This window comes from Yeguia hominis (assembly GCF_014384705.1).
Classification (GTDB): Bacteria; Bacillota; Clostridia; order Oscillospirales; family Acutalibacteraceae; genus Yeguia; species Yeguia hominis.
Window position 1 is genome coordinate 1 of the sequence record NZ_JACRSN010000017.1, and the last position, 24,702, is coordinate 24,702.

The following is a 24,702-nucleotide window of genomic DNA, read 5'->3' on the forward strand; positions in this document are numbered from 1 at the left end:
GATCCCGGGGCACGGATATCTCCGCATCGCCGAAGCCGGTGCGCAGCGTTTTGCTGCTGTGCCCGTTCCGGCTGTTGCCCGTGTCCTTGGTTTTATAGCCGTACCTGCTGCAGCCCAGCTCGTCGTCCAGCTCCGCATCGAGGCCGTTTTCCATGAATTCGGCAATCGTCTCCTTGAACAGGCTTTGAATGTCGTCCATGCTGCCGATGTTCGCCATCTGCAGCAGCTCTCTGATCTTTTCCCTGCGGGCATTTTCTTCCGGGGTGCGTTCCTTTCTTGCCATTGTAAAACCTCCAATGTGGTGCTTCTATTATACACCACATTGGAGGTTTACACAAAGTATGGGATGGTCTCGCGAAACGCTCGATCACCCGGTATTTCAGCTTCACCTCCTCCCAGCTTCGGACAGAAAATTTCGCAGCAGCTCCACCTGCATCCGCAGCTCAATCAGTTCGTTGTTCCTTTTTTGTTCTTCGCTGAGCGCCTCTACTTTCGTATATCCTCTCAACATGACTGCACCTCCTGTTGTAGCTTCTATTCTTAGGGATGAGCAAAACGCAAGTTTTGCAAAGCCGAATCACAATATATAGGATTCAAGCAAGATAGATGGAACTATATATTGTTTGGACTTGTGAGTAAATCGGAGTTTTGCTCATCTCTAAGCTTCTATTCTACAACAGGAGGTGCTTTTTTCACGGTCCGTTTTCTTGGGTGCAGTCCACATCGGTTCGCATCTGAGGATTTTTTCATTGCAGCCCGAAAGCCGGTGCGTCTCTAGGCATTCAAGGCGCGCTTTACAAAAACTTTCGAATCTCTATCGTGAGTTCTTCTTCCAAATTGATGAGTCGTTTTGTAATGTCTTTGGAAACCTCATCTGCCGCCTCGTACTGATTTAAATACTTATTTAAGGATTTCACGCCCATATTGCATCCGTCTGTCATCAGATCCGCGATTGTCTGGTCAGAATGATCCATTTCCATCTTCATGTTTGTTTTCATCCAGGACATCCCTTTGGCAATCGGATTCGGCTCTTTTCCGTCATCATGATACTGATCCAGCAGCTTTTGAACCTCATTTTTCAGTTTCTCGTGTTCCTGTTTGCACTTGCTCAGCTTCTCCCGAAGGTCCTTGTTCTGCACCCGATCGAGAACATCGTCAATCGCTGCCGTCCCCATCTTAATTCCTGCGTCACATTCCCGCAGTAATCGGATGGTATCCTGTTCAATCATAAAAATCCCAGCCTCCTTCCAAAGATAACGGTAGTCTGTGCGGATTTCTATGAATTATTCTGGAAAGCATCATTCTGCAAAATACCGGTTTATTGTTCGCCGAAATATCATTTTTAAAATTTTAATCGGCAGTGATTTTGACGGCCAGAAAGCAAAAAAGCCGCCGGATAAACCGGCAGCTTCTGCAAATCAGGTCTTATTTTTGGGAATCGCGATGTCCTTCCGGAAGAAGATCCGTCATACTCTTTAAGCTGATTCCAAGGGTTGAAGCATTATGGAAAAGTGCCGAAGTGGTGGGCTGGATCACACCCGATACCCCCAGAAGAATCAGCATCAGATTAAACCCGACAATGAACCGGTAATTTCGGTCAATTCTGGACATCAGTGCAGACGCTAAACGCCGCAGTGCAACCAGACAGAACAGATCTTCCGACGAAACGGTAATATCCGCAATTTCTTTTGCGATCGCGGCTCCGGTATTGATGGCAACCCCGACGTCCGCTTCGGACAAAGCCGGCGTGTCATTTACCCCGTCGCCGATCATCATCACCGTGCGTCCCGCCGCGCGTTGCGCTCGGACAAATTCTGCCTTATCCTCGGGCAAAACGCCGGCATGGTATTCATCCACACAAACCGCTTCCGCCACTGCTTCCGCTGTTTTTTCGTTGTCACCGGTCATCATCACGATTTTGTCGATTCCGAGATCGTGCAAAGCCTGAATTGCCGCCTTGGCCTCCGCGCGCAGCGGATCATAGATGCAGATGACTGCGACAAGTACCCCGGATACCGCAAGATAGAGATGGGAATATTCCGGCTGGATAGAGGAAAATTTTTCCTCTTCCCCTGCAGGCACGACACAGTGTTCGTCCTCAAAGACAAAATGGTAGCTGCCAATAACGACCTTCTGGTTTTCTACCATACTGGAAATCCCGTGTGCGACCACGTACTCCACGCTGGAGTGATATTCTTCGTGACGCAGGCCTCTGCGCTTTGCTTCTTCTACCACCGCATTGGCGAGCGAATGCGGATAATGTTCCTCCAGACAAGCCGCTAAACGCAGCATGTCCGCTTCATTTTGGCCGCGGAATGCAACAATTTTGGCAACCTGCGGCGTGGCATAGGTCAGTGTTCCGGTTTTATCAAACACAACCGTGTCTGCTTTCGCGACAGCCTCTAAGAACCGGCCGCCTTTTACCGAAATTCCGTGCTGTCCGCCTTCGCGCATTGCGGAGAGAACCGCAATCGGCATCGCCAGTTTCAGCGCACAGGAGAAATCGACCATCAGCACAGCAAGCATTTTCGTAATATTTCGCGTCAGGAGATAAACAAGCGCCGTTGCACCAAGGGTATACGGAACAAGCTTGTCAGAAAGCTGTGAAGCCTTATTTTCAGCAGTGGATTTCAGCTTTTCTGATTCCTCAATCATTTTTACAATCCGGTCATACCGGCCGCCGCCCATTGCCTTCTCTACTGCGATTACACACTCGCCTTCCTCGACAACGGTCCCGGCATACGCATAGCTTCCGGAAATCTTCCGGACAGGCAAAGACTCTCCGGTCATGGAAGACTGATTGACGCTTGCTTCGCCTTCAACCACCTTGCCGTCGAGCGGGATCACATTTCCCGTGCGCACAACAATACGGTCGCCTTCTTGAACTTCGTTTACGCCGACCAGTGTCTCGCTGTCTCCGGTTTTCATCCATACTTTATCGACATGCAACGACATCACGCCCGCAAGGTCGTTGATGGACTTTTTGTGTGTCCAGTTTTCAAGCAGTTCACCGAGCCCAAGCATAAACATAATCGATCCTGCGGTATCGAAATCGCCGCGGATGATCGACACGCCAACTGCTGTTGCATCCAATACGGACACCGAGAGTTTTCCGTGGATCAGCGCGGAAAGTCCTGCTTTCAGATATTTGATAGAGCGTATGATTGCGAGTATAGAACGTACAGGGAACGGCAAAAACAGTTTTACTGCCATTCGCTGCAGCACCGAAAACACAAGCTTGTCCTCAAACTCCCGGTTGAGCGCTCTTCCGGTATGTTCCGGAACCAGCCCGAGAGCCTCGGCCTGTTCAAACGAAAATGCAGAAAGCGCGGAGAGAATTTCTTCCCGTTTGGCCGTATGATACAGAATGATAAGATCGCACGTCCGGTCATAGACTTTGACATCCGAAACCCCATCGAGCCGTTTCAGATAATACTCTGCCAGATCTGCCTGTTTTAATGTCATGCGGCGCATACAAAAATGCACGCGCATCCTGCCGCGTGATTCATGCAGCAAGCTACATTTCATAAAAAAAGACCCCCCATAAAAAGGCCGCGCTGCTTTCGCGGCGCGGCGCTTTGCTCTGTTATTCTGCTTCCGCTTCCGCGTTATCGCACGCACAGTCTTCGATCACTTCGGGTTCTGCCTCTGCTGCGCGTTTTTCGTTGATCTCTTTTGCGTCTGCCAGAACGTCACCCGCATTTTCTTTGACTGTGGTTACTGCCGTCATAATTCCGTCTTTTATGCGGAGCGCTGCCGCAGTCGCATGCGTATATATCTTTTTCGCGTCTTTACTGGAAAGCAATTTAATGCCTGCTGTTCCGAAAAGAACACCGCCAGCGAAAAGTCCTAATTTTCCAAATGCACATTTCATACTTAAGACCTCCTGTGATCATTTTTTGACATTATTTTACTACAATTTTACCGACAAGTCAAATCAAAACAAAACTTATTCGGTGGATTTTTCTTTGACGAAATACCAGCGTCAATCTGTCCGATCGCTGTCCGTTTCCCGCACGGTTCCAAAAGCAGAAGTGTAGAAACAAATCCTATCCGGTTCTCCGAGCTCCTTTCGAACCCGTACGCTACAGATGCTGTTACATTTCCGGGAGTCCTTTGTCAGAAGCGTTCTATAATCAGCCATAACTATAGACATGTGTTTGTGCTTTCCCGCACAGAAAAGGCGCTATGCGTGATATGTCTTGTTGCACGAAAGTCGCGCTGCGAAATCGTTTTGCGCATCTTTCAATTCTATCAAAACACAACCGCAGCCTTTCTTTGGAAAAAGAAAGGTCATCGCGAAATCCAATTTATTTTTTACAAAAAGTGAAAACAAAGCAAACGCTCCACTGATGCGTCTGCCTTTTAGAAATTGAGATGCGTTTGAACACTACCTCAAAAAAGCCGCAAAACAAAAACAGCAGCCGCAAATTGCTGACTGCTAGCTTTTGAAAGGACTATAAAAACAAGTTTTTTAAGATTCTTGCGAATCAGCAAAAGTTCCGCAGATAAAATGGGTCGTTCATGCAGGGAACCTGTTGCAAACGCGTTTTGGAACGAGTGCGCAACTGACACATACGATGTCACGAAATGGCGCGCGACGGCGTGGAGGACGCTGATTTCTTTCCAAAAATTCACCGCGGAAATGAGAAAAAATAAAATCGGCAAGCACCATACGGTACTTGCCGATTTTGGTCGAGGTGACAGGACTTGAACCTGCGACTTCTGCGTCCCGAACGCAGCGCTCTACCAAACTGAGCCACACCTCGAAAAATATAACCCCATTGGGGTTATATGGCTGCGGTGCTAGGATTTGAACCCAGACAAACAGAGTCAGAGTCTGCCGTGCTACCATTACACAACACCGCATCAGGAACGCTGTCATATGTCAGACAGCGTTATTTATTATACCGTATTTTCAAAAAATGTCAAGCCCTTTTTCAAAAAAAATTGGAAAAATATCGAACATCCTGTATTTTCTTCGGTTTGGCATCTACAGATGGTATGCATTGGCAAGCGCAGCAAACACTTTGGCGCATGGAGAACCTTCACTTGCAATCCGTTCATCCGCTAGTACCGTGATCGTATATTGCGGATTTTCCTTTGGGAAATAACCGGTGTACCACAGATCCAAAACCTCTTCCCCGCTGCGATATCGTCCGGTTTGTGCCGTGCCAGTTTTGGCGCCGGCGCCGCCGGACATCGGCTTTCCGTTTGCCGCCGTTCCGCTTTCGACCGCCTCCTCCATAAACGCCTGCAGCTGCGCCGCCGTATCGGCGCTCAGAATGCGTTTCGGACTCTTTTTCACTTCTGCTGCCGTCCAGGTCCCGTCAGCGTCTACAAACCCTTCTATCAGGGAAAGCTCCGTGCAAATTCCGCCAGATGCAATGATATTCGTCAACGACGCAATCTGTAATGGAGACGCCGTCAGTTCTCCCTGTCCGAATGAAAAATTTGCCAGCGCCCGCGAAATCTGCAGCTCTGATTTTTCCGGTAAAACACCGGGTGCAGATACCATTCCCTTTGCCAGCTGCATTTTTTGCCCAAACCCAAACGACTGGGCTGTTTTAAGGAACACTGGAACCGGAACGTCCTGCATCAAATCGATAAAATAGCCGTTGCAGGACGCAGCAATGGCGCCGCGCATATTGAGCGTTCCGTGGGCAATTCCATCAAAGCAGTGAAACACAGCGCCGGACACGGTAAGACCGCCTGTGCAGGTATATTCTCGCAAAGGGGAAATTCCGGATTCAAGCGCTGCAGCAGCGGACACCAGCTTGAACACAGACCCAACCGGGTAAGCCTCCAAAGCGCGGTTAAGAAGCGGTGCTGCCTCCTGATCTTCCAGCGCTGCTGCAACATTCTCCGGTGAAAAGTCCGGCAGACTGACCAGCGCGCGGAGCTTTCCTGTCGCAACCTCTGTCACCACAATCGCGCCGCTTTGCAGATGACGTTTTGCGATCCGTTCCGCCGTTCTCTGCAGATCTTGGTCGAGTGTCAGAACGACGCCGCCGCGGCTTTTGGAAAGCGTATCGGCGACAAGCCGGTCTTCCGGCGACAGGACATGACCGAGCGCGTCTACCGGATACTGCACGGTCGCCTTCCCGTCATACTCGCGCAGCACGTCGTCAAAAGCCATTTCAATTCCGGCAACCCCGATCCCGTCTGCGTCCAAATATCCAATGGTATGCACGGCAATCGGCTCTTCTCCATACCGATTGGGAACAGAAAAAAGATCGATTCCTGCTCCGGACAATGCGGTCTCCTTTGGAACCGTCAAAAGAAATGGTGTTCCAGCGGAGAGCATCGAATAAAATGAGGAACCTGTTTCCGAAGAAAACGCCGCGGTAATGGCATTTGCCGCATCCGGTGACGGCGCAACCGCCGCAACTGTTTGGGATGTTGCATTGATAAGCGGCTGCAAATTGGTATCATAAATAGTCCCGCGGGACACGCCGGCCGTAATGGTATAGGTACTCTGCTGCGTTGCTGCCTCTTGATACTGTCTGGATCCGGACGCCACATACAAACTGACAATTACCACCAGAATGCCCATCGCCAGAAACAAGAACACCGCTGCAATCCGTTTTTCACTGCACGTCGTTTTTTCGGCATCGTCTTCTTTTCCAAAAATCCGCAAAAAACCGCCTCCCGCACTTATTGTAGCCAAGGCGGAGGCGGTTTAGTCCTATTTTAGTTATATAAATCTTCCTCATCCATCAAACCGGCTTCCACCAGGTTCTCTCGATGCTCATAGAACGAAGAGGCGTAATAAGGCGTTCCCTCTGCATCGTGACAGAAATAGTAGTAGCTGGTATCGGCTGGATTCAGGACCGCTTCGATGGCGTCAAGACCGGGGTTGCAAATAGGTCCGCCCGGCAGTCCCTTCACGGTATAGGTGTTGTAATCGCTGAGATATCCCGCCTTGTCCGACGGAACATCCGCTTTCGTGCGGTATGGGTAGTACATAGTTGAGTCGAGATCTAGGGTGTAAATATCGTACTCTGCGCCATCTGCAAGACGGTTTTGAATAATCGAGGCGATATACTTCATGTCCTCCTTGTTCGACGCTTCTGCCTGCACCAAAGATGCCATGACGATCACCTCGTCGATCGACATCTCTTTCTCTTCCGCTTTTCTGCGGAGTTTCTTGGAAATTCGCGTGTCGCAGGTGTAAATCATTTTGGAAAGCGCGTCGACCGGGTCTTCGCCCTTATAGAACTCGTACGTATCCGGGAACAAATAGCCCTCGAGTTTATAATAGCGGCCTTTGGAAGGCGCTGCGGCAATCAGATCGTAATCATCGAAATCGGAAGAATTCGCCACAGCCAGAACATCTTTGGCCGAGCAAACTCCATTTTCTTCCAGACGCTGCGCAACTTCCAAAATGTTTCCGCCTTCCGGAAACATGATCTCTACCGTATCGATCCGGTTGCTGTTGGAAAGCAGATAGTTGATAATGCCTTCGTAGTCCATATTGGTCGGAATTTCAAATTCTCCGCGCCCAAACTGGTCGGCACTTGTCAGCGTACAGTAGAGTTTAAAGAATTGTTTGTCCCCGATCACCTTTCCGTCATAAAGGATGTTCGTCACATCGTCGAGCGTCGCTTTTTCCGGGATCGTGATATCGGCAGTCAGATTTTTGGTGCGGTCCATCGCAAAGACATCCCCGGCGCCTGCCGCAAGATATTCCCCGAGTGTCACCGCAATTAAAACTACCATCACAAGCCATACAGAAAAAAATACACGGCGGTTTCGTTTGGCTTTGATCCGGTTGCGGCGCTTGTATTCTTTTTTCTCAAGCTTGGCGCTCTTTTTTTTGTTGCGTTCCGCTTCGGCCGAGACAAAGCGATTTTCGGCAGAATGGCTGCGCATCTCGCGTTCGCCCAGTTCTGATGCCGGCGCTTCTTCCGGATCTTGGCCAAAGATCACATAGCCCGTATTTTCAATACTGCGCTGGACATAGCCCGGATATTCCGACAAATCCCGAAGCGGCCGGGTGTTGCCGTCAACATCATCTTCCGGAGCAGAAGATTTCATCTGATCGGAATGCGAGTAATATTCCTCGGTCGGCGCAATCCGTTCTCCGCGCCGGACATAGGAATATCCGCTGGAGCTGGAATCTGTATATCCGCCGTAAGAAGAAATCTCATTGCCGCTTTCTTCCGCGCCCTGCCCATAACTGTACCCCGCATCATCCGGCTGCTGCGCAAGGTCGTCCGGCTGTTGATCGCGCCGACTGTACGCATCGAGCCACGCGGCATAATTTCTGCGGTCGGTGTCGTAAGAATCCCAGCTGTTATTTGAATTGTTCGGAATGTCGTCACGCATCGCGATACCTCCCAAATCTTCACAAGGTGTACCGTTTACCGATGTAACCGGTGAATATATTTTTCCGTTACCATAATATCTGCACAGCGGTCAAAATAGCCATGCGGCAACACGTCAACCACAAAAGAAGTATAACAGATTCCGGCCGATGATCCGGAAAACGCCGATAAAAACCGGTCATAATACCCTTTTCCGTATCCGAGCCGATAGCCTTGCCGGTCAAAACAAAATCCCGGCAGAATACAAAGCCCGGAAGAAAGATCCGTTACTTTCTGACAGACCTCTGTCTTCGGCTCCAACAGGCCAAAACTGCCCGGGGCAAGATCATCGAGCGAGTGAATTTCGTAAAAATCCATGTAGGGCGTTCCGGGAATACAGTGCGGAACCGCCAAACGCCGCCCGGAAGAAAGTGTATGTTCCAAAATCGGAATCGTATTCACTTCAAATTCCTTTGAGACATAACAGAACACAGTGGAAGCCCGCTCATATTCCCGCAATGTCAGAAGTTTCTGAAGAATCATCCGATCCAGCTTTTTCTTTTTTTCCTGCGGAAATGCCTCCCGCAGCGCACGATATTCGCTGCGCAGCGCGGCTTTTTCCGCTTTGATGTTTTTATGTTTCAGCGACATTGAATTTCTTTACGGATACGCTCCGCTGTTTCCTTTCCTTTGAGCATCTCTGTCAGCGTCAGCGCAAATTCAAGCGCAACGCCTGCGCCTTTGGCCGTAAGAATCTGTCCGTCCCGGCAGACCGGCTGTGCGGAAAGGGTTGCACCGTGCAATTCCGATTCAAAGCCCGGATAGCAAATGGCTTCTTTGCCTTCCAGCAGGCCCCATTTTCCGAGGATATACGGCGCCGCGCAAATTGCAGCAACAGGCAGATTTTCCTGAACGCAATGAAAGACGCAATTGCGTACCAAGCCGGACTGCTCAAGATTTCTTGCGCCAGGCATTCCGCCCGGCAAAACCACTGCTTCGAGCGTTTCCGGACGAACCTCGCCGGCACGCAGGTCTGTCAGAACCTTCAGGCCATGGGTCGATGTAATGACCTCACCGCCAATTCCGACTGTTTTTACCGCACAGCCTGCGCGATGCAAAATATCGAGCGTTGTCAGCGCTTCGATCTCTTCAAATCCGTCTGCTAAAAATATCGATATCATAAAAGCCGCTTCCTTTCATGCTTGATGCGTTCATTTTAGACTGATTTTTCTATTCAAGCGCCAATCCAAGATAAGCACTGGCGCCCTTCGGAAACGGCGCCGTTCCCAAAGGTTTGAGCATGCCGTGGTGCCGAAGGTTCCCTTCGCCTCGGCTCAAGGCTTCCGGCAGATGGAACTGATACGTCTGCGCCGAAAAAGACGCACAGATTTTGGGGATCAGTGCATGTGCGGTCTTGCCTTCTTTTGCAAAGAGTTCCCGAACAAGCATCGTTCCGTTTTCTATCGGTTCACAAAATGCGTAGGCCTCTCCGTCCGTCCAGACTGATCCGCCATATACCCGATAAAAATGCTGCGCAAGCGCAACATGCGCCCGACTCCATAACACAACACCGTCTTTTGCACAGCACCATTCGATACCGGAACGGATTGCACAGATTTCATCTAAATCCGCCATGCGGAGAAGCCCTTCTCGGGATGGTTCCCGGGAAACCGTCTGTACGCGTTCAGAAAAGGCCGTCTGATAACCTTTTCCGGCATAAAATGCATAGAGACTCTCCTCGGAAGGCAGCAAAATGGAATACGCATCTCCGCGCTTTTCGCCGACACGCGCCGCAGCTTGTAAAAGAAGATCCATATATCCGCGCGAACGGTACGCAGGCGCTGTGGCTGCAGCGTAAATATAATGTGCCTGCTTTCTGGCGGTTCCATCAAAAAAGGTCGCAGGCAGCAAATAAAGCGCCGAAACAATCTGACCGTCCGCTGACAGGGTCAGCGTCTGGTCCGGGGAAAACACCGTGTCAAAAAAGAATTTGAGCGTCTCCGGCGAATCGCCGAATACCTCCGACCAAAGCCGGATGAGTGTATCGCGCGATTCCCACCGGGCAAATTCAGCCTGCGGCATCTGCTGCCTCCTCTTTCAGAACGGCGGCGTGCTTTTCGAGAAGCACAGCCGGATAATAGGAAAGCTTCGCCTTCCGGAGTCCTTCTGACCCCATATCTTCCTCACGGTTGATATACTGATATTTTCCAAGCAAATTGGCGGCAAATTCCTGGTTGATTGCGGCATAAAGCCCTTCATAACCGCTGAGCGCTTTTTCAAAATGAAGATCAATGGTATCCGGATTCAGCGCTTCTCCAATCACAAACGAAACCGGTGCGCCGTCGATCCGGATCAGTCCGCCCTCCAGATGCAAGGCATCAAATTCGCGAAGCGCCTTTGCAATCGCACAGTTTTCCATTCGCAGCTCTTCCCCGCATCCGTTTTCACAGCACCACTGCCGGGCGACCGGCAGACAGTCTGCAAGATTGCCTGCGTGAAGCAGCTCAAACGTATAAGAAGGATACATCTTCCGGAAGCGCGCCAAATGGTTTCGCTTGCTGTGATATTTCCGTCCTTTCAGTTCCGCGAGATCTTCTGTGCGGTATACATAGTCAAAGTGATCCCGTTCCGGATAATAGAAAAATCTTCCCGGTTCCGACGCTTCTACCAGCGGCATTTCCGCGTCGGTAATCCCCCAGAGCCGGTACTTTTTGCCGTGCGCCTGGGCGTCTGCAATTGTCGCTTCGATCATCTCGTGCAGATCTCCATCCCCAACCGGCACATCATAGGCATAGGTTTCTTCGTCGCTGTAACGGATAATCAGAGAATTTCGATATCGGCAGATTTGGGTATCATAGGTGCTGCTCCAAAGATACAGGGTGCCAAATCCCATTTCGCTCGGAGCAGGTCCGCCGGACTGCATGGTTTGCAGTACCGCTCGTGCCCACTGCGCGTCCTCCAGCGTTGGACGCCTAAAGTCTAACATATCGGATTCAAAACCTCCTGTGTTTTTTTCAAGATCATTTGGTGGACTTCTTCGATTGGCAGCGGAGCATCCCCGTCAAAACACGGAATCAACGTCCATCCGCATGCTTTTGCCGCGCCGGCAGCACACATCCGGCATGCAGCAAGATATTGGGAATCTTTTTCGTGGATGTCCTTCTTTTGGCTGTCTCCGCCATAGCGTTTTAAAAGAAGCTGCTGCGAAATCTCCGGAAGCATATCAAGATAAAAGACCGCATCCGGCTTGGGCAGCTGAAATTTGTCAAACTCCAAATCAGAAAGCCACCGGTAGAACGCATTTCTGGATTCTTCCGGCAGTTTTTCCGCCTGGTAGATCATATTGGAAGTCGTATAGCGGTCGGCAAGAATCACCTCTCCGGCCTGATAGGCGTCCTTCCAAAACCGCTGATAGCTTGCAAACCGGTCAACCGCATAAAATGCGGAAGCAGCATAGGGGCTGACCTGTGCAGGGTCTTCTCCAAACGCACCGTCCAGATACATCCGCACAAGCGCAGAAGAGGGCTCGCGATAATCCGGAAACGAAATTTTCCGAACCGAATATCCCTGCTTTATTAGGGCTTCAAAGAGCAGCGCCGTCTGCGTGCCCTTTCCGCTTCCGTCAAGGCCCTCGAGAACGATCAAACTCACAGGACCGCCTCCTCGTCCGTACCGAGAAATTCTTTCCGCAGCTGCGCCGCCTTTCCGCAGGACATCTTGCCTTCCGGACAGGCACCGCGCAAACAGGCTGGACCGGCGCTATGAAACAGATGCGGCGCCTGCTCTTTGACAAGCCGCAGCATCTCACAGGCAACCTCGCGAATTTCCCACTGCGCCCGGCTGCAGCAGCGCAATGCAAAAAAGTTCATCAGCGATCTTGCATTAAACGTGCAGATTATTTTCGTTTCGCAGGCATTCGGCAGCACGAATCTGGCGTCTTCAATCGCCTTCTTTTCCGCCGCGCGAGCCGCCGCCTTCTCTTCCATGCCGTTTGCAAGGAAGGTTTCGAGATGGCGTTTTTTGAGAACCGCCGTTAGCGATTCATAGTGGAGCTGGTCTTCCTGCATCGCACGGAGATATTCTTCCTTTGCCTCCGGAATGGCGGCAATCTCCGGCGGAACCACATAGGAAAACTGCTTTTCCACCACGTACCGCTGGCTCTGCACGCTGAAGGACGCAATCCGGTGACGTGTAATCTGTGCAAGCAGCGCCCGGGAAACCCCTTCAATACCAAAGGTAAAGGAAACGTGCTCAATCGGGCTTTGATGGCCGATTTCTGTCAGCATATCGATAAAACGATCGGTTTTTTCCGACGTCAGGCCGTCCATCACCGTGTTAATTGAGGCGGGAGAATAACAAAGCTTTGCAGCGGAGGCAATCAATTTTTCCGGCATCTCCGTACAGGCTAACAGGGTCACTTTGGGCATCATACCACCTCATTTTACAAATTCTATTTTATTATAACAAACTTCCGCCTCTTTTGCAAATCTATCCGAAGTGGAAAGCTTTAATATTTTCTTAGAATTTGCGCTTTTTCATTGCATATCCCAAGCCGGTTCTTTCGTATAGTAGTTACCGGACGATTCTTTTTTGAATTTTGGTGTGCCGGAAAGGACAGATGCAGATGGAAACCTATCCGTTTGAAGTAAAACCGCTTCCCTACCCGATTCACGCATTAGAACCGCAGCTTGACGCCAGAACCATGACCCTGCACCACGATAAACATTATGCGTCTTATGTGGACACCTTAAACCATACGCTGCAAAAATTTCCGCGTTATCAGGGTTTTAGTCTGACACAGCTGCTCAGCTGCTGCCTCAAGCTGCCGCAGGAGGCGCAAAGAGCCGTCCGGCGCAGCGCCGGCGGGGTCTATAATCACGAACTCTATTTCGCAGGAATGGCGCCGCACTCGAACCGAAACGCATTTTGCGCACTTTCTATCGCAATCGACCAGTGCTTTGGCAGCTTTGAGCGGTTTCACAAACAATTTACCGAAGCCGGAAAAGCTGTGTTCGGATCCGGTTGGGTCAGTCTTTCTGCCGCACAAAACGGACGGCTTTTTTTAGAACAGCTGCCGAATCAGGATACCAGCGCCGCGCACAGGGCAACGTCCATTTTGCTTTTAGACTGTTGGGAGCATGCGTATTATTTAGAGTACCAAAACCGGCGCGCGGAATACATCGAAGCCTGGTTTTCGATCATTTCTTGGGAACAGGCTGAACGCCGCTATCTTGCTGCAAGAATTTATCCGGGCCAGGAAGCCGACCGGCCTTAACTGCCTGCGGCGCCACAGGCACTGTTCAGCACCGCGAAAAATTTTCCGGCTTGCAAAAATCAAACGGCTTGCCGCCTGTTTTTACAGATGGCAAGCCGTTTTGTATATTGTATTTTAGGGCAGTTTTTCTGATGGCGCCAGATTTCTCATACGAACTGGTTTTCATCGCATGCATAGCCGGTATTTTCTGATCCTGCAAAACGGAGACCACGGTTTCACCCCTTTCAAAAAGCCAAACCGTATTTTGCAAAACAAGTCTTATTCCGTCAAAATCCGAACCCCAAACGGCGGCAACGTCAGCTTGGAAACCGGCTCTCCGGTCATGACATCCCGCATTTCGCTCGGCAGCACCATCGAAGCTTCGCTGTCATTGTAATTCTCCACAAAAACAAGATCCTGTTCTCCGGTCCGCCGGTGCGCCGTCACGCCATAAGGCAGGTCAATTGCAAGCGCACGGGAAAGCTTGAGCTTATCCGCCAGGAACGAATAGAACGAACGATAGAAGCTCGATTCCAGACGCGCCGCAATATAATAAGCGCGCCCCTTTCCATAGTGGTTGAGCGTAAATGCCGGCGATCCTTTATAATAATCGTCTCCGTAAACGGCGAGCGCCTTTGCACCGTTGAGATGGACAACATCGCAAAGCTCTGTGACCTCATAGCTTTTTTGCAGCATGAAGTCGTTGCTGGTCACCATAAAGTTTTTCTGGCCGTCATAAAGCGCATCGGTCTCTTCAATCACCAGTCCAAACACATCGCTCATACCGTCGCCGGGCGTTTTCCCGAGGTAACAAAGATCCGTATCATTGACGATACCGCTCCAGTAGGTTCCGACCAGTGTTCCGCCGTTTTCGACAAACTGTTTGAGTTTTTCTGCAATGGACCCGCGGTAGAGATAAAGCATCGGGGCAACAATCAGCCGATACTGAGAAAGATCCGCATCCATATCCGGCAAATCGACCTGAATACCCTGTTCCCAGAATGCGCGGTGATGTTTGACGACTGTTTCCAGATAATGGATTCCGCAATTGCGCGGCCCGCGGGATTCTTCGATCGCCCAGCGGTTTTCCCAGTCGTACAGCACCGCGACTTCCGGCATTACTTCCGTTTTAAGAACCAGCGGATCGAGCTTTTCCAGATAAGAGCCAACCTGTGTAACCTCTCGGAAGACACGCGTATCCGCAGTTCCGTCATGACCGACGACTGCGCCGTGGAATTTTTCAAAAGAGCCGCGGCTTTTTCTCCACTGGAAGTACATCACAGAGTCTGCGCCGTGCGCTACCGCCTGCATGGAAGACAAAAGATGCATACCCGGGCGTTTCTGCTTGGAGACATCGGTCCAGTTCATCACGCTCGGCGAGCTTTCCATCAGCAAAAACGGCTGCCGCTTAATGGACCGCATCAGATCGTGGCTGCACGCCGCAAAGGACGCAACACCGATCGGGTCGTTGTTGTGCCAGAGCGGATAGTTATCCCAGGAAACAATATCGAGTGCATCGGCAAATTTATGATAGTCAAGGCCGTCGTAAAATCCCATCAGATTCGTCGTTACCGGAAGATCCGGTTCGACCGACTTGACGGCGTCGATTTCGCCCTTCATAAAATTGACCGTCTGATGCGTTACAAAGCGTTTCCAGTCCAGAACCAGTCCGTGAACACTCATTTCTCCGTTCGGAACCGGTGCATGGATCTGTTCCCAGTCGGTATACTGATGGCTCCAGAAATACGTCCACCAGGCATGGTTGAGGTTCTCAAGGGAACCGTATTTTTTCTTCAGCCATTTCCGGAATGCCGCCTGACAGAGCGGACAGTAGCACTCCCCGCCGTATTCGTTGGAAATGTGCCAGAGGATTACACCCGGATGCGCTGCATAACGCTGCGCAAGCATCCGGTCGAGTTTCTGCACCTTCTCGCGGTAAACCGGCGAGGTATAGCAGTGATTGTGCCGCTCGCCGCTCAAATCGCGAACCAGATTTTTCGAAACCCGGCGGACTTCCGGATATTTTTCGCTCAGCCAAAGCGGTTTGGCGCCGCTCGGCGTAGCGAGATTTACCCGAATTCCGGCATAATACAGCCGGTCGATCGTCTCGTCCATCCACTGAAAATCATATTCGCCCTCCTTGGGCTCCAGTGCTGCCCAGGAAAAAATCCCCAACGAAACGCAGTTGATGCCGGCTTTCTGCATCAGCTCGATATCCTCTTTTTGGACAATATCCGGATACCGAAGCCACTGCTCCGGATTATAATCTGCGCCGTGCAGCAGATGCGGAAATTTGGAAATCACAGAATGGTTCATAAATACAGTCCTCCTAACGGTTCCATATGATTATAAAAGCTGCCGGTGCAGCTCCGTATAGGTTAGAATTCCATTCCGGCGTTCAGAGCACATCAGGCTGTACGAAGAAACCGGAATCTCCATCGGCGGCAAGAGGTCTGCGCACGCTGAAAATGCAGCGTCCGTAAGCCGCATGCCGCGGCCAAGCGTCAGGTGCGGCCGAAATGCACGGGATTCGATTGGAAATCCGGAAGCGCGCAACGCTTTGCAAAGCATGGCTCGCAGCTTTTGCAGTTCCGGATTCGGCATGACACCAGCCCAATAAAGATCTCCCTGCGGCCGGCGAAAGCGTCCGATAGACGCCGCAGTAAGCGAAAATCCAGACGCCGAATGCATGGCACTTTGGATTGCCGGAACCCGATCCGGCGGAACCTCTCCCAAAAAGACCAGCGTCAAATGAAAATTCTCCCGCCGGGTTATGCTGCCGCTGCCAGCCATTTCCCGCAGCGCACAGGCAGCAGAAAAAAGCCGGTCTTTGACTGTCTCAGGAAAATTAATTGCTAAAAACAGACGCATTGCTCATTCCTCTTCTTTGGGAAAAGTCTCGAAAATAACGGCGTCATAAAACGCAGGAACTGCCGCCCGTTCTTTGTCGCCGCGTGCTGTCCAGGCCACAAGAATCGGCCGGAAAAATGTCCGGCAAAACCAGAATCCAAACGTATCGGCTTTAAAATCAAATGCGATAAAGTCGGGTCTTCCGAGACAATTCACCAGAAGATTACGCAGTGCAAACGCTTCATACCCCTTTAGGCCTTCTTCTCCTTTGCGTGCATTGGCCGACAGCTGTCCGCGCAAATTTGCGGGACGGTTTTTCCGAAACCAGCGCACCGCAAACGGAGAAAACGATTCGTAGCACACGTTTCCGGGATAACGGTCAAACTGCTCTGCGGTTTTCTGACAAAGCAGCGGCAGATCTTTTCCGGCATAAGGCTTGATCTCACAGACAACCGGAAGATCTCCCAAAACTGGAAGCACTTCCTCGAGCAGCGGAATCCGCTCGCTGGTCCCGGCAAGAGAACAGGTACGCACTTCTTCATACGTACACGCTGCCACCGGACGGTCTACGCCGCACATCCGCAGAAGCGTACGGTCATGAAAGACCACCAATTTTCCGTCCTTTGTAAACTGCACATCGAGCTCCACCCCGACGCCTTTTTCGCGTGCTGCCCGAAATGCGGCCAACGAATTCTCAGGAATTTCGCCGCCATGCAGTCCGCGGTGGGCAAATTCCCGCACCCATCCGGCCTCGCGCCTTGCGCCCGGATGAATCAGATAAAGCAGCAGGATCAGACATCCTACGAGTACATCAAACAGGATCCACAAAATCCACACGGTTTATTCCTCCACATCCAGCATCTCAAGCTTATCCTTAGGCAAAACCGGCCTGCTGTCTCCGTGCCGGACACCGCACATCGTGCAAAAGGCAATCGTGACAAATAAAACCGCATACGGGAACAGCGTCCAATAGCCGACATATTGCAGCAAAAATCCCGAAAGAATCGGCGTTAAAATCTGCGCCGCCATAGAAAACGCGTAGTAATATCCCGTATATCTGCCGACATCCGACCCTTTTGCCATTTCCACTACCATCGGATAAGAGTTGACGTTGATCGAGGCCCAGCCGATTCCGGTTAAAATAAAGAGCACAATCATAAACCAGTGGTACCGCGTAAATGCAAAAGCAGCGCCAAACGAGACAAACAACAGCGCAACACCGATGAGAATCGTCTTTTTCCGGCCAATTCGGGTTGCAAGGAATCCGACCGGCAAATACGAGAGTACCGCCGCAACCGTTGCGACCATCATCAGCGAAGCAAAACCGCCGCCTTCAATCTGCAGATAATCCTGCGCATATTTTGAAAACGACGTCGTGACCGCATTATATCCCATGTACCACATGGTAACGGATATGAGAATTAAGATGAGACTTTTCCGCACGTCGCGCGGCATTTTTTCATCAGACTCTGCAGCTGGTTCGTCGGAAGACTCCAAAGCTTCCATTGCAGCCACTTCACCGGCGAGTTTCTTTTCGCGGATCGTCAGCACCAGCACCAACACAGATAGCAGCATCAGTCCGGCAACAATCGCATAAATTGGAAAATAATCCGGTTTTTCGGATTTGGGAACCAAAACGGCAATCAATGCAAGAGAAATCACGCTGCCAACTGCGCCCATCAGATTGATCACCGCATTCGCCTTTGAGCGGAGCGGCTTCGGCGTAAGATCCGGCATCAGCGCAACCGCCGGAGAACGATAGGTGCTCATGAAGAGCAGCGTTGCCATCAGCGCAAGGAAAAAGAGAATTGGCCGGACAAGATGATCCGCCACCGGGATCAGCAGCATGAAAATCACCGCACCGATGGTTCCAAAAAGGATATATGGCGTCCGTCGGCCAAGGCGCGTATTGGTTTTATCGGAGAGCGTTCCAAACAGCGGCAGCAAGAACAGCGCAAGCACATTGTCAAGCGCCATAATCACGCCCGACCAGGTATGGTCAATCTGAAACGTATTCTTTAGAATCAATGGAATGATGCTGTCATAAAGCTGCCAGAATGCACAGATCGAAAGAAACGCCAGTCCGACAAAAAACGTCCGCTTATAATTCAGCTTCATCACACCTTCCTCCAACAGACAAAATCAGTTTAAAAAATATTTCATTTTCCGCGCCTTCGTTTTCCGTGCCATAGAAGGCTTTCTTGCAGATTTTGGAAAAATACGGTATCATAAATACAAGATACAAACCTGTGTTTTTACACATTATGCATTCACGCATTCTGAAAATAAAAAAACATCTAGCCTTGGATCTCTTCCGTACCAAACAGAACCCATTCATCGGGTTTTGGCTTTCCGTACAACATTCGATTCGGCACGACCCGTATGTCGATATATCGCCTTTCTGTACCGTTTGCGGCGCTGCTGTCAAATCTGGGGGTTTTTATATTATTAACCAGACTGTGCAAAGCGGTCTCCGGGCCTTGCAAAAGCGGTTCCGAACCTGTATCATGCAACATTTAACCGCATCTGTCAGGCACATACAGCGTTCTGTGCGCTTTATTAGGAGAATCCGCCACAATCTCAGGGGTATTATAGCACAATTCCATAGGAATTTCCATAAAAACTTTAGTAAATCCAGGAAAAATCCATCCGCAACGCAGGACGGCAAACGGTAGTGTCAAATGTTCCGCGATTGTTTTCCCGCACTTCCAGTCTATTGGGGTTGGATTTTATCGCATAAGTCCTTCTAATTTTCAAGCCTTTTCAAGCCGGAAATTTCGGCCAAATGTTTGGACATTCCCGATTCCTATTTTATTCTCAGACCGATTGGCACTCCGTCATGACAACAAACAAGGAGAGATTTTGATGAACACAACCGTTTCGATGATTCTGGCTTCTGCTTCGCCGCGGCGGAAAGAGTTGCTGCGCTATCTGGTGCCGCATTTTGAGGTGATGCCCGCCGATATCGATGAAGAAACGCTTCCAACAACATGCTCGCTTTTTGAGCAGCCGCTCTATCTTGCTGAAAAGAAAGCAGCGGCACTTGCCACCCAGCACCCGGATGCCCTGATTCTCGGCTGCGACACCGCTGTTTTTGCCAGCGGCGTGATCCTTGGAAAGCCAAAATCCGAGCGCGATGCCTTCCGGATGCTGCGGATGCTCTCCGGAAAAACGCACACAGTAGTAACCGGATGTTGTCTGCAGCAAAACAACCGCAAACGTGTGTTTTGTGAAAAAACAGCCGTGACTTTTTATCCGCTTACAGATACCGAAATAGACGCCTATCTTGCAACCGGAGAACCGTTTGATAAGGCCGGCGCATACGGAATTCAGGGGTATGGGCGCTGTCTGGTCCGGGAAATTCACGGATGTTATGATAACGTGGTCGGACTGCCTGTCGCGCGTTTAAAGCGGGAACTCGAGGCGTTTCTCTCTTCGATTGATGTAAATTTTTAAACGTCAGCCGTCTTCACACGCGGGTTGCGCCTGCTCTGAACGGCCCGGTTCCTCCGTCCGGTTTCGCGATGCTTTTCTACACTCTTGCGTGTTTGTCCCTCCGGCTGTCCAATGTCCGGTGCCAGTTCGTGTAAAAATCCGCTTTGTAAAGTAACAACCCGTCAATTCAAATAGAACGCCGATTTCACGTCTGGTCTGTCTGGAAGTCTTTCGCCGGAAAACTGCCTCGCTGCACATTTCGGGGGATATGCTCTAAATCTGACGGCGCCTTCTGTTGCGATTTTCATGCTGCAACAGGAGGCGCTTTTTTCACGTTTCTCCGAAATCCTTCATTGCTTCTGCAGAACGGCTTTTTTCGTGCATTCCCTTTTGGCATATTTTATGAAAGCGGCCGGCAACCTTTGCTGCAGAAATGCAAGTTCACTGTCTCCTGCCATTTGCACTACACTTTTCCGGTTTCATCCAATCATATGATGCGAGGGACCATGCCAAAAAAGGCTGTATTTTCTAGGAGATATTTTAACGATACAAAAATTTTTAAAACGCAGCAGAATATGGATTCCGGATAGGAACCGTCCATTCACAACACGGTTTTGATGCGTTGAAACACGCCCATCCCCCATGCGGCCTCTTGGCAATATCGGCGGAATGCTCTGCGGTCTTTTCCTGGCATTTCCGGCAAAATTGCGCGCACCTGTCGGCGACAAATTTTCGAATAATAATGTCTTTCGGATGCAGGCTTACTGGTACAAGCAAAGGCGAAAAGGACAACTATCCGCCGGCGCCCAAATGGGCGTGTTGGTCCTTAGAAACAGTACCGCACAGTGGGATCCTGCCGCTTTGCGCCGATCGATCTTTCCAAAAAAGATCACATCGTTTTAGATCGGAGTTGCAGGCCAGGATCATCCTGAGAATCCGTCCGAAACCCAAAAAGCAAAAAGCAGGACCGCCTCCGGTGCGTACCGGGGACGATCCTGCTAAAAAATATCATTCCGTATAAAGTTTTTCGCTGTAATGGTGCGCCTGCTCCAACATCATATCCTTAACCTTCATCAAGCGAATCTGCGTACTCCGCTCGTTTTCATCGAGCTTCATCGTAATATACTTGATGTTCTTCTGGGTTTCCGGGATAATCACATGCTCAAGCGCATTGACGCGCCGGCGCGTTTTTTCAATTTCACTCGCCATCAGCTGGCAGGACTTTTCACACTCTGCCAGGCGCAGCATATCCGGCAGGATATCGGCAAGCGACTTGACCGCACCGTCGAGGTCACCGGAGGTAAACGCAAAACCGTAGGAATAAATATCGTTGCTGTCGGCTGTCCGGGTTTTGTATTCAAACACGGGGATATCGACACTCATGATATTTTTCGTATCGGTATTCAGGAAAACCTCCTGCTTCGGCGCCATCAGCGCAACATTGAGAATTTCCTCAGACATTCCGGCCTTGGCAATGACAAAGTTTTTGTTTGCCGAACGGATGCCTGCTTCTACTTTTTCGCGAAGCGCCATATTTTCCCGGACAAGATCCAGAAATTGACGCATCAGCTCGTCGCGCTTATCCTTCAAAAGCTTGTGTCCGCGGACAGCGGTTGCCAGCTTCTTTTTCAGACGCGTCAGTTCCATCCGGGTAGGATTTACCTGTGTGGACGCCAAATGGGATCACTCCTTTCCGCATTGATTTGCCGAATCGGTCTTATTTGCCGTAATACAGATCGAGGTACTTGTCGTCGATACGCTTGAGTTCCCCGCGCGGCAAAATGGAAAGCAGTTTCCAACCAATGTTCAGCGTTTCTTCGATATCGCGGTTGGTGGTGTAACCCTGCGAGACATATTCTTTTTCGAATGCATCCGCAAATTTGGCGTAGATCAGGTCGGTATCCGAAAGCGCAGCTTCACCCAGGATGACCATGAGTTCCTTCGCTTCTTTTCCGCGTGCATAGGCGGCAAAGAGCTGGTTGAGGGTGTTAGCATGATCCGCACGGGTTTTTCCCTCGCCGATTCCCTTATCTTTCAGACGCGAAAGCGACGGAAGAACGTCGATCGGCGGTGTAATGCCCTTGCGGTAAAGCTCACGGCTTAAGATAATCTGACCCTCTGTGATATACCCGGTCAAGTCCGGAATCGGGTGCGTCTTGTCATCTTCCGGCATGGTCAGGATCGGAATCATCGTAATGCTGCCGCTCTTGCCCTTCTGCCGACCGGCACGCTCATAGAGCGTCGCAAGGTCCGTATAGAGATAACCCGGATATCCGCGGCGGCCCGGAACTTCTTTCCGCGCAGCCGAAACTTCACGCAGTGCATCGGCGTAGTTCGTAATATCCGTCAAGATTACGAGAACATGCATGCCTTTTTCGAAAGCAAGATACTCCGCAGCCGTCAGCGCCATACGCGGCGTCGCGATACGCTCAACAGCGGGGTCGTTTGCGAGGTTGATAAAGAGCACGGTCCGGTCGATGGCGCCGGTTTCCTTAAAGCTCTCGATAAAGAAGTTCGACTCTTCGAACGTGATACCCATTGCTGCAAAAACAACGGCGAACGGCTCATCGGTTCCGCGAACCTTTGCCTGTCTTGCAATCTGCGCGCCCAGGTTGGCATGCGGCAGACCGGAAGCCGAGAAAATCGGCAGCTTCTGGCCACGAACCAGCGTATTTAGGCCGTCAATCGCAGAAATACCGGTCTGGATAAATTCCTCCGGATAGCTGCGCGCGGCCGGATTCATCGGAAGGCCATTGATGTCCCGACGCTCTTCCGGCAGGATTTCCGGACCGTTATCAATCGGACGGCCCAGTCCGTCGAAAACGCGGCCGAGCATATCCTCGGAAACGCCGAGCTCCATGGTGCGTCCCAGGAAGCGAACCTTACTGTTGGAAAGGTTAATTCCGGTGGAGTTTTCAAAGAGCTGAACCAGCGCGTTGCCGCCGTCAATTTCGAGAACCTTGCAGCGGCGGGTCTCGCCGGAAGCAAGTTCAATTTCGCCGAGTTCATCATAGGTGACATTTTCAACACCCTTGACAAGCATAAGAGGGCCGGCGACCTCCTGAATAGTACGATACTCTTTTGGCATTAGAAGTCCTCCTTCCCTACGACCTCAGCGATTTCAGAAGCCAATTCCTTATTGATTGCCTCATAAGCGCTCTCAATTTCATCGTTTACCGTGTATTTGTAACGGCCGATCTTCTCGCGGACAGGCAGCTTAATGAGATCTTCCACCTGTGCGCCCTTGGAAAGCGCTTCGACAGAGAGATCATAATAAGCCAGAACCAGACGCATCATAAAGAGCTGCTTTTCGAGGGAAGTGTAGGTATCAATCTCATGGAAGGAGTTCTGATGCAGGAAGTCCTCACGAATCGAGCGGGCAGCCTCCATTTTGAGACGATCCGGCGCAGAAAGCGCATCCATACCGACCATCTTGACGATTTCTTCGAGTTCCGCTTCGTTCTGCAGGAGGGTCATCAGGTGCTGCCGCAGCTGCATCCAGTCCTCGGAAACGTTCTCCGTAAACCAGTTGGCCATATTATCGACATAGAGCGAATAGCTGTTGAGCCAGTTGATGGCCGGGAAATGACGCTTATACGCAAGCGCGGAATCCAGTCCCCAGAACACCTTGACAATTCGCAGGGTTGCCTGCGAAACCGGCTCGGAAATATCGCCGCCCGGAGGCGACACAGCGCCGATTACGGAAAGTGCGCCAATGCGGCCGTCTTTGCCGAGCGAAACCACGCGGCCCGCGCGCTCATAGAACTGCGCCAGACGGGAACCGAGGTATGCAGGATAGCCTTCTTCACCGGGCATCTCTTCGAGCCGGCCGGACATTTCACGCAGCGCCTCTGCCCAGCGGGAAGTCGAGTCTGCCATCAGCGCGACAGAATATCCCATATCACGGAAATATTCCGCAATGGTGATACCGGTATAAATGGACGCTTCGCGCGCCGCAACCGGCATATCCGAAGTATTGGCAATCAAAACGGTCCGTTCCATCAGAGATTCACCGGTTTTCGGGTCTTTCAGTTCCGGGAACTCGTTGAGAACGTCCGTCATTTCGTTTCCGCGCTCACCGCAGCCAATATAAACCACGATATCTGCCTCAGCCCATTTTGCAAGCTGATGCTGAATAACAGTTTTGCCGGAACCGAACGGACCGGGAACGGCAGCCACACCGCCTTTGGCAATCGGGAACAATGCGTCAATCACGCGCTGGCCGGTAATCAGCGGCATTGCGGGCGGCAGCTTCTCCTGGTACGGGCGTCCGCGGCGAACCGGCCACTTCTGCATCAGCGTCAGCGGGCGGTCACCGGTTTCGGTTTCGATCACCGCAACGGTTTCCTCAACAGTAAACTCGCCGGCAGTAATCTCCTTCACCGTACCTTTTACGCCATACGGCACCATGATTCGCTGCTCGACAATCACGGTTTCCTGTACCGTTCCGATGATGTCTCCGGCTTCCACCGAATCCCCCACCTTCACGGTCGGTACAAATTTCCACTTGATATCGCGCTTGAGAGAAGGAACCTCAACACCGCGTTTGAGGTTATTTCCGGAAGCTTTCATAATATCGTCCAGCGGACGCTGGATGCCGTCGTAAATGCTGGAAATCAGGCCCGGCCCGAGTTCCACAGAGAGCGGCATATCCATCGATTCCACCGGTTCGCCCGGTCCAAGGCCGGAGGTCTCTTCATAAACCTGCACAGAAGCCTCATCGCCATGAATCTCAATAATTTCCCCGATCAGGCGCTGGCTGCTGACGCGGACGACGTCGTACATATTGGCATCGCGCATTCCCTCGGCAATAACGAGCGGACCCGCGACTTTTTTAATAACACCTTTGCTCAT

At 51.0% G+C, this 24,702-nt stretch carries 22 protein-coding genes and 2 tRNA genes; 2 read left to right on the forward strand and 22 right to left on the reverse strand.

The window, feature by feature from the left end; genetic code table 11:
• The 15 genes from IAG03_RS10555 to thyX all read right to left on the reverse strand — a co-directional run.
• A partial coding sequence (locus IAG03_RS10555; RefSeq protein ID WP_249319998.1) for a transposase occupies positions 1-283 on the reverse strand: 283 nt, incomplete at its 3' end.
• A gap of 102 nt (positions 284-385) precedes the next feature.
• A complete protein-coding gene (locus tag IAG03_RS14275; protein WP_283243123.1) occupies positions 386-511 on the reverse strand; it encodes a hypothetical protein in 126 nt (41 codons plus the stop codon).
• Between the two features lie 283 nt (positions 512-794).
• Positions 795-1,229 (reverse strand): hypothetical protein, encoded by a 435-nt coding sequence (locus IAG03_RS10560; RefSeq protein ID WP_249319999.1) that lies wholly within the window; start codon positions 1,227-1,229, stop codon positions 795-797.
• A 196-nt stretch (positions 1,230-1,425) separates the two neighbouring features.
• Entirely contained in the window at positions 1,426-3,528 is a 2,103-nt protein-coding gene (locus tag IAG03_RS10565) for a heavy metal translocating P-type ATPase (RefSeq protein WP_249320000.1), read from the reverse strand.
• 58 nt (positions 3,529-3,586) lie between these two features.
• Positions 3,587-3,874: a DUF6110 family protein gene (locus IAG03_RS10570; protein ID WP_249320001.1), complete on the reverse strand. Its 288-nt coding sequence runs from the start codon at positions 3,872-3,874 to the stop codon at positions 3,587-3,589.
• Between the two features lie 818 nt (positions 3,875-4,692).
• Positions 4,693-4,769: transfer RNA gene (locus IAG03_RS10575), tRNA-Pro, on the reverse strand.
• A gap of 26 nt (positions 4,770-4,795) precedes the next feature.
• Positions 4,796-4,869, reverse strand: a tRNA-Gln gene (locus IAG03_RS10580).
• A gap of 124 nt (positions 4,870-4,993) precedes the next feature.
• Positions 4,994-6,640, reverse strand: coding sequence for a peptidoglycan D,D-transpeptidase FtsI family protein (locus tag IAG03_RS10585; RefSeq protein ID WP_249320002.1), 1,647 nt, complete (start codon positions 6,638-6,640; stop codon positions 4,994-4,996).
• 53 nt (positions 6,641-6,693) lie between these two features.
• Positions 6,694-8,331 carry an endolytic transglycosylase MltG gene (mltG, locus tag IAG03_RS10590; RefSeq protein ID WP_249320003.1) on the reverse strand — a complete coding sequence of 546 codons (1,638 nt, stop codon included), beginning with the start codon at positions 8,329-8,331 and terminating at the stop codon, positions 6,694-6,696.
• 35 nt (positions 8,332-8,366) lie between these two features.
• Positions 8,367-8,960, reverse strand: a complete 594-nt coding sequence (locus IAG03_RS10595) for a 5-formyltetrahydrofolate cyclo-ligase (RefSeq protein WP_249320004.1) — start codon at positions 8,958-8,960, stop codon at positions 8,367-8,369.
• Positions 8,951-9,490, reverse strand: coding sequence for a DJ-1 family glyoxalase III (locus IAG03_RS10600; RefSeq protein WP_249320005.1), 540 nt, complete (start codon positions 9,488-9,490; stop codon positions 8,951-8,953). The genes IAG03_RS10595 and IAG03_RS10600 overlap by 10 nt, the downstream gene beginning before the upstream one ends.
• Before the next feature lie 49 nt (positions 9,491-9,539).
• Positions 9,540-10,391, reverse strand: coding sequence for a GNAT family N-acetyltransferase (locus IAG03_RS10605; protein WP_249320006.1), 852 nt, complete (start codon positions 10,389-10,391; stop codon positions 9,540-9,542).
• On the reverse strand, positions 10,378-11,295 hold the full coding sequence (locus IAG03_RS10610; protein WP_249320007.1) for a DUF2156 domain-containing protein: 918 nt from the start codon (positions 11,293-11,295) through the stop codon (positions 10,378-10,380). Before IAG03_RS10610 ends, IAG03_RS10605 begins: the two co-directional genes overlap by 14 nt.
• Positions 11,289-11,960: a thymidylate kinase gene (locus IAG03_RS10615; protein ID WP_249320008.1), complete on the reverse strand. Its 672-nt coding sequence runs from the start codon at positions 11,958-11,960 to the stop codon at positions 11,289-11,291. The genes IAG03_RS10610 and IAG03_RS10615 overlap by 7 nt, the downstream gene beginning before the upstream one ends.
• Entirely contained in the window at positions 11,957-12,736 is a 780-nt protein-coding gene (thyX, locus tag IAG03_RS10620) for an FAD-dependent thymidylate synthase (protein ID WP_249320009.1), read from the reverse strand. The genes IAG03_RS10615 and thyX overlap by 4 nt, the downstream gene beginning before the upstream one ends.
• A 197-nt stretch (positions 12,737-12,933) precedes the next feature.
• Between thyX and IAG03_RS10625 the strand changes: the two genes are divergently transcribed.
• Positions 12,934-13,584, forward strand: coding sequence for a superoxide dismutase (locus IAG03_RS10625; RefSeq protein ID WP_249320010.1), 651 nt, complete (start codon positions 12,934-12,936; stop codon positions 13,582-13,584).
• Between the two features lie 258 nt (positions 13,585-13,842).
• On the opposite strand, the gene IAG03_RS10630 is transcribed toward IAG03_RS10625, so the two are convergent.
• From IAG03_RS10630 to IAG03_RS10645, 4 genes are read right to left on the reverse strand one after another with little or no spacing between them, the layout of a single operon-like run.
• A complete protein-coding gene (locus IAG03_RS10630) occupies positions 13,843-15,879 on the reverse strand; it encodes a beta-galactosidase (protein ID WP_249320011.1) in 2,037 nt (678 codons plus the stop codon).
• A gap of 30 nt (positions 15,880-15,909) precedes the next feature.
• Complete coding sequence (gene thpR, locus IAG03_RS10635; protein WP_249320012.1) at positions 15,910-16,434, reverse strand: RNA 2',3'-cyclic phosphodiesterase; 525 nt, start codon at positions 16,432-16,434, stop codon at positions 15,910-15,912.
• Positions 16,435-16,437: 3 nt separating this feature from the next.
• Positions 16,438-17,250, reverse strand: coding sequence for a glycerophosphodiester phosphodiesterase family protein (locus IAG03_RS10640; protein ID WP_249320013.1), 813 nt, complete (start codon positions 17,248-17,250; stop codon positions 16,438-16,440).
• A gap of 3 nt (positions 17,251-17,253) precedes the next feature.
• Positions 17,254-18,531 carry an MFS transporter gene (locus IAG03_RS10645; RefSeq protein WP_249320014.1) on the reverse strand — a complete coding sequence of 426 codons (1,278 nt, stop codon included), beginning with the start codon at positions 18,529-18,531 and terminating at the stop codon, positions 17,254-17,256.
• Positions 18,532-19,278: 747 nt separating this feature from the next.
• Between IAG03_RS10645 and IAG03_RS10650 the strand changes: the two genes are divergently transcribed.
• The gene (locus IAG03_RS10650; RefSeq protein ID WP_249320015.1) at positions 19,279-19,869 is read left to right on the forward strand and encodes a Maf family protein; all 591 of its coding nucleotides are present in this window, start codon (positions 19,279-19,281) and stop codon (positions 19,867-19,869) included.
• 987 nt (positions 19,870-20,856) lie between these two features.
• On the opposite strand, the gene IAG03_RS10655 is transcribed toward IAG03_RS10650, so the two are convergent.
• The 3 genes from IAG03_RS10655 to IAG03_RS10665 are packed head-to-tail and all read right to left on the reverse strand — an operon-like array spanning position 20,857 to position 24,702.
• On the reverse strand, positions 20,857-21,525 hold the full coding sequence (locus tag IAG03_RS10655; protein WP_249320016.1) for a V-type ATP synthase subunit D: 669 nt from the start codon (positions 21,523-21,525) through the stop codon (positions 20,857-20,859).
• Between the two features lie 40 nt (positions 21,526-21,565).
• Entirely contained in the window at positions 21,566-22,936 is a 1,371-nt protein-coding gene (locus IAG03_RS10660; RefSeq protein WP_249320017.1) for a V-type ATP synthase subunit B, read from the reverse strand.
• On the reverse strand, positions 22,936-24,702 hold the full coding sequence (locus tag IAG03_RS10665; RefSeq protein ID WP_249320018.1) for a V-type ATP synthase subunit A: 1,767 nt from the start codon (positions 24,700-24,702) through the stop codon (positions 22,936-22,938). Before IAG03_RS10665 ends, IAG03_RS10660 begins: the two co-directional genes overlap by 1 nt.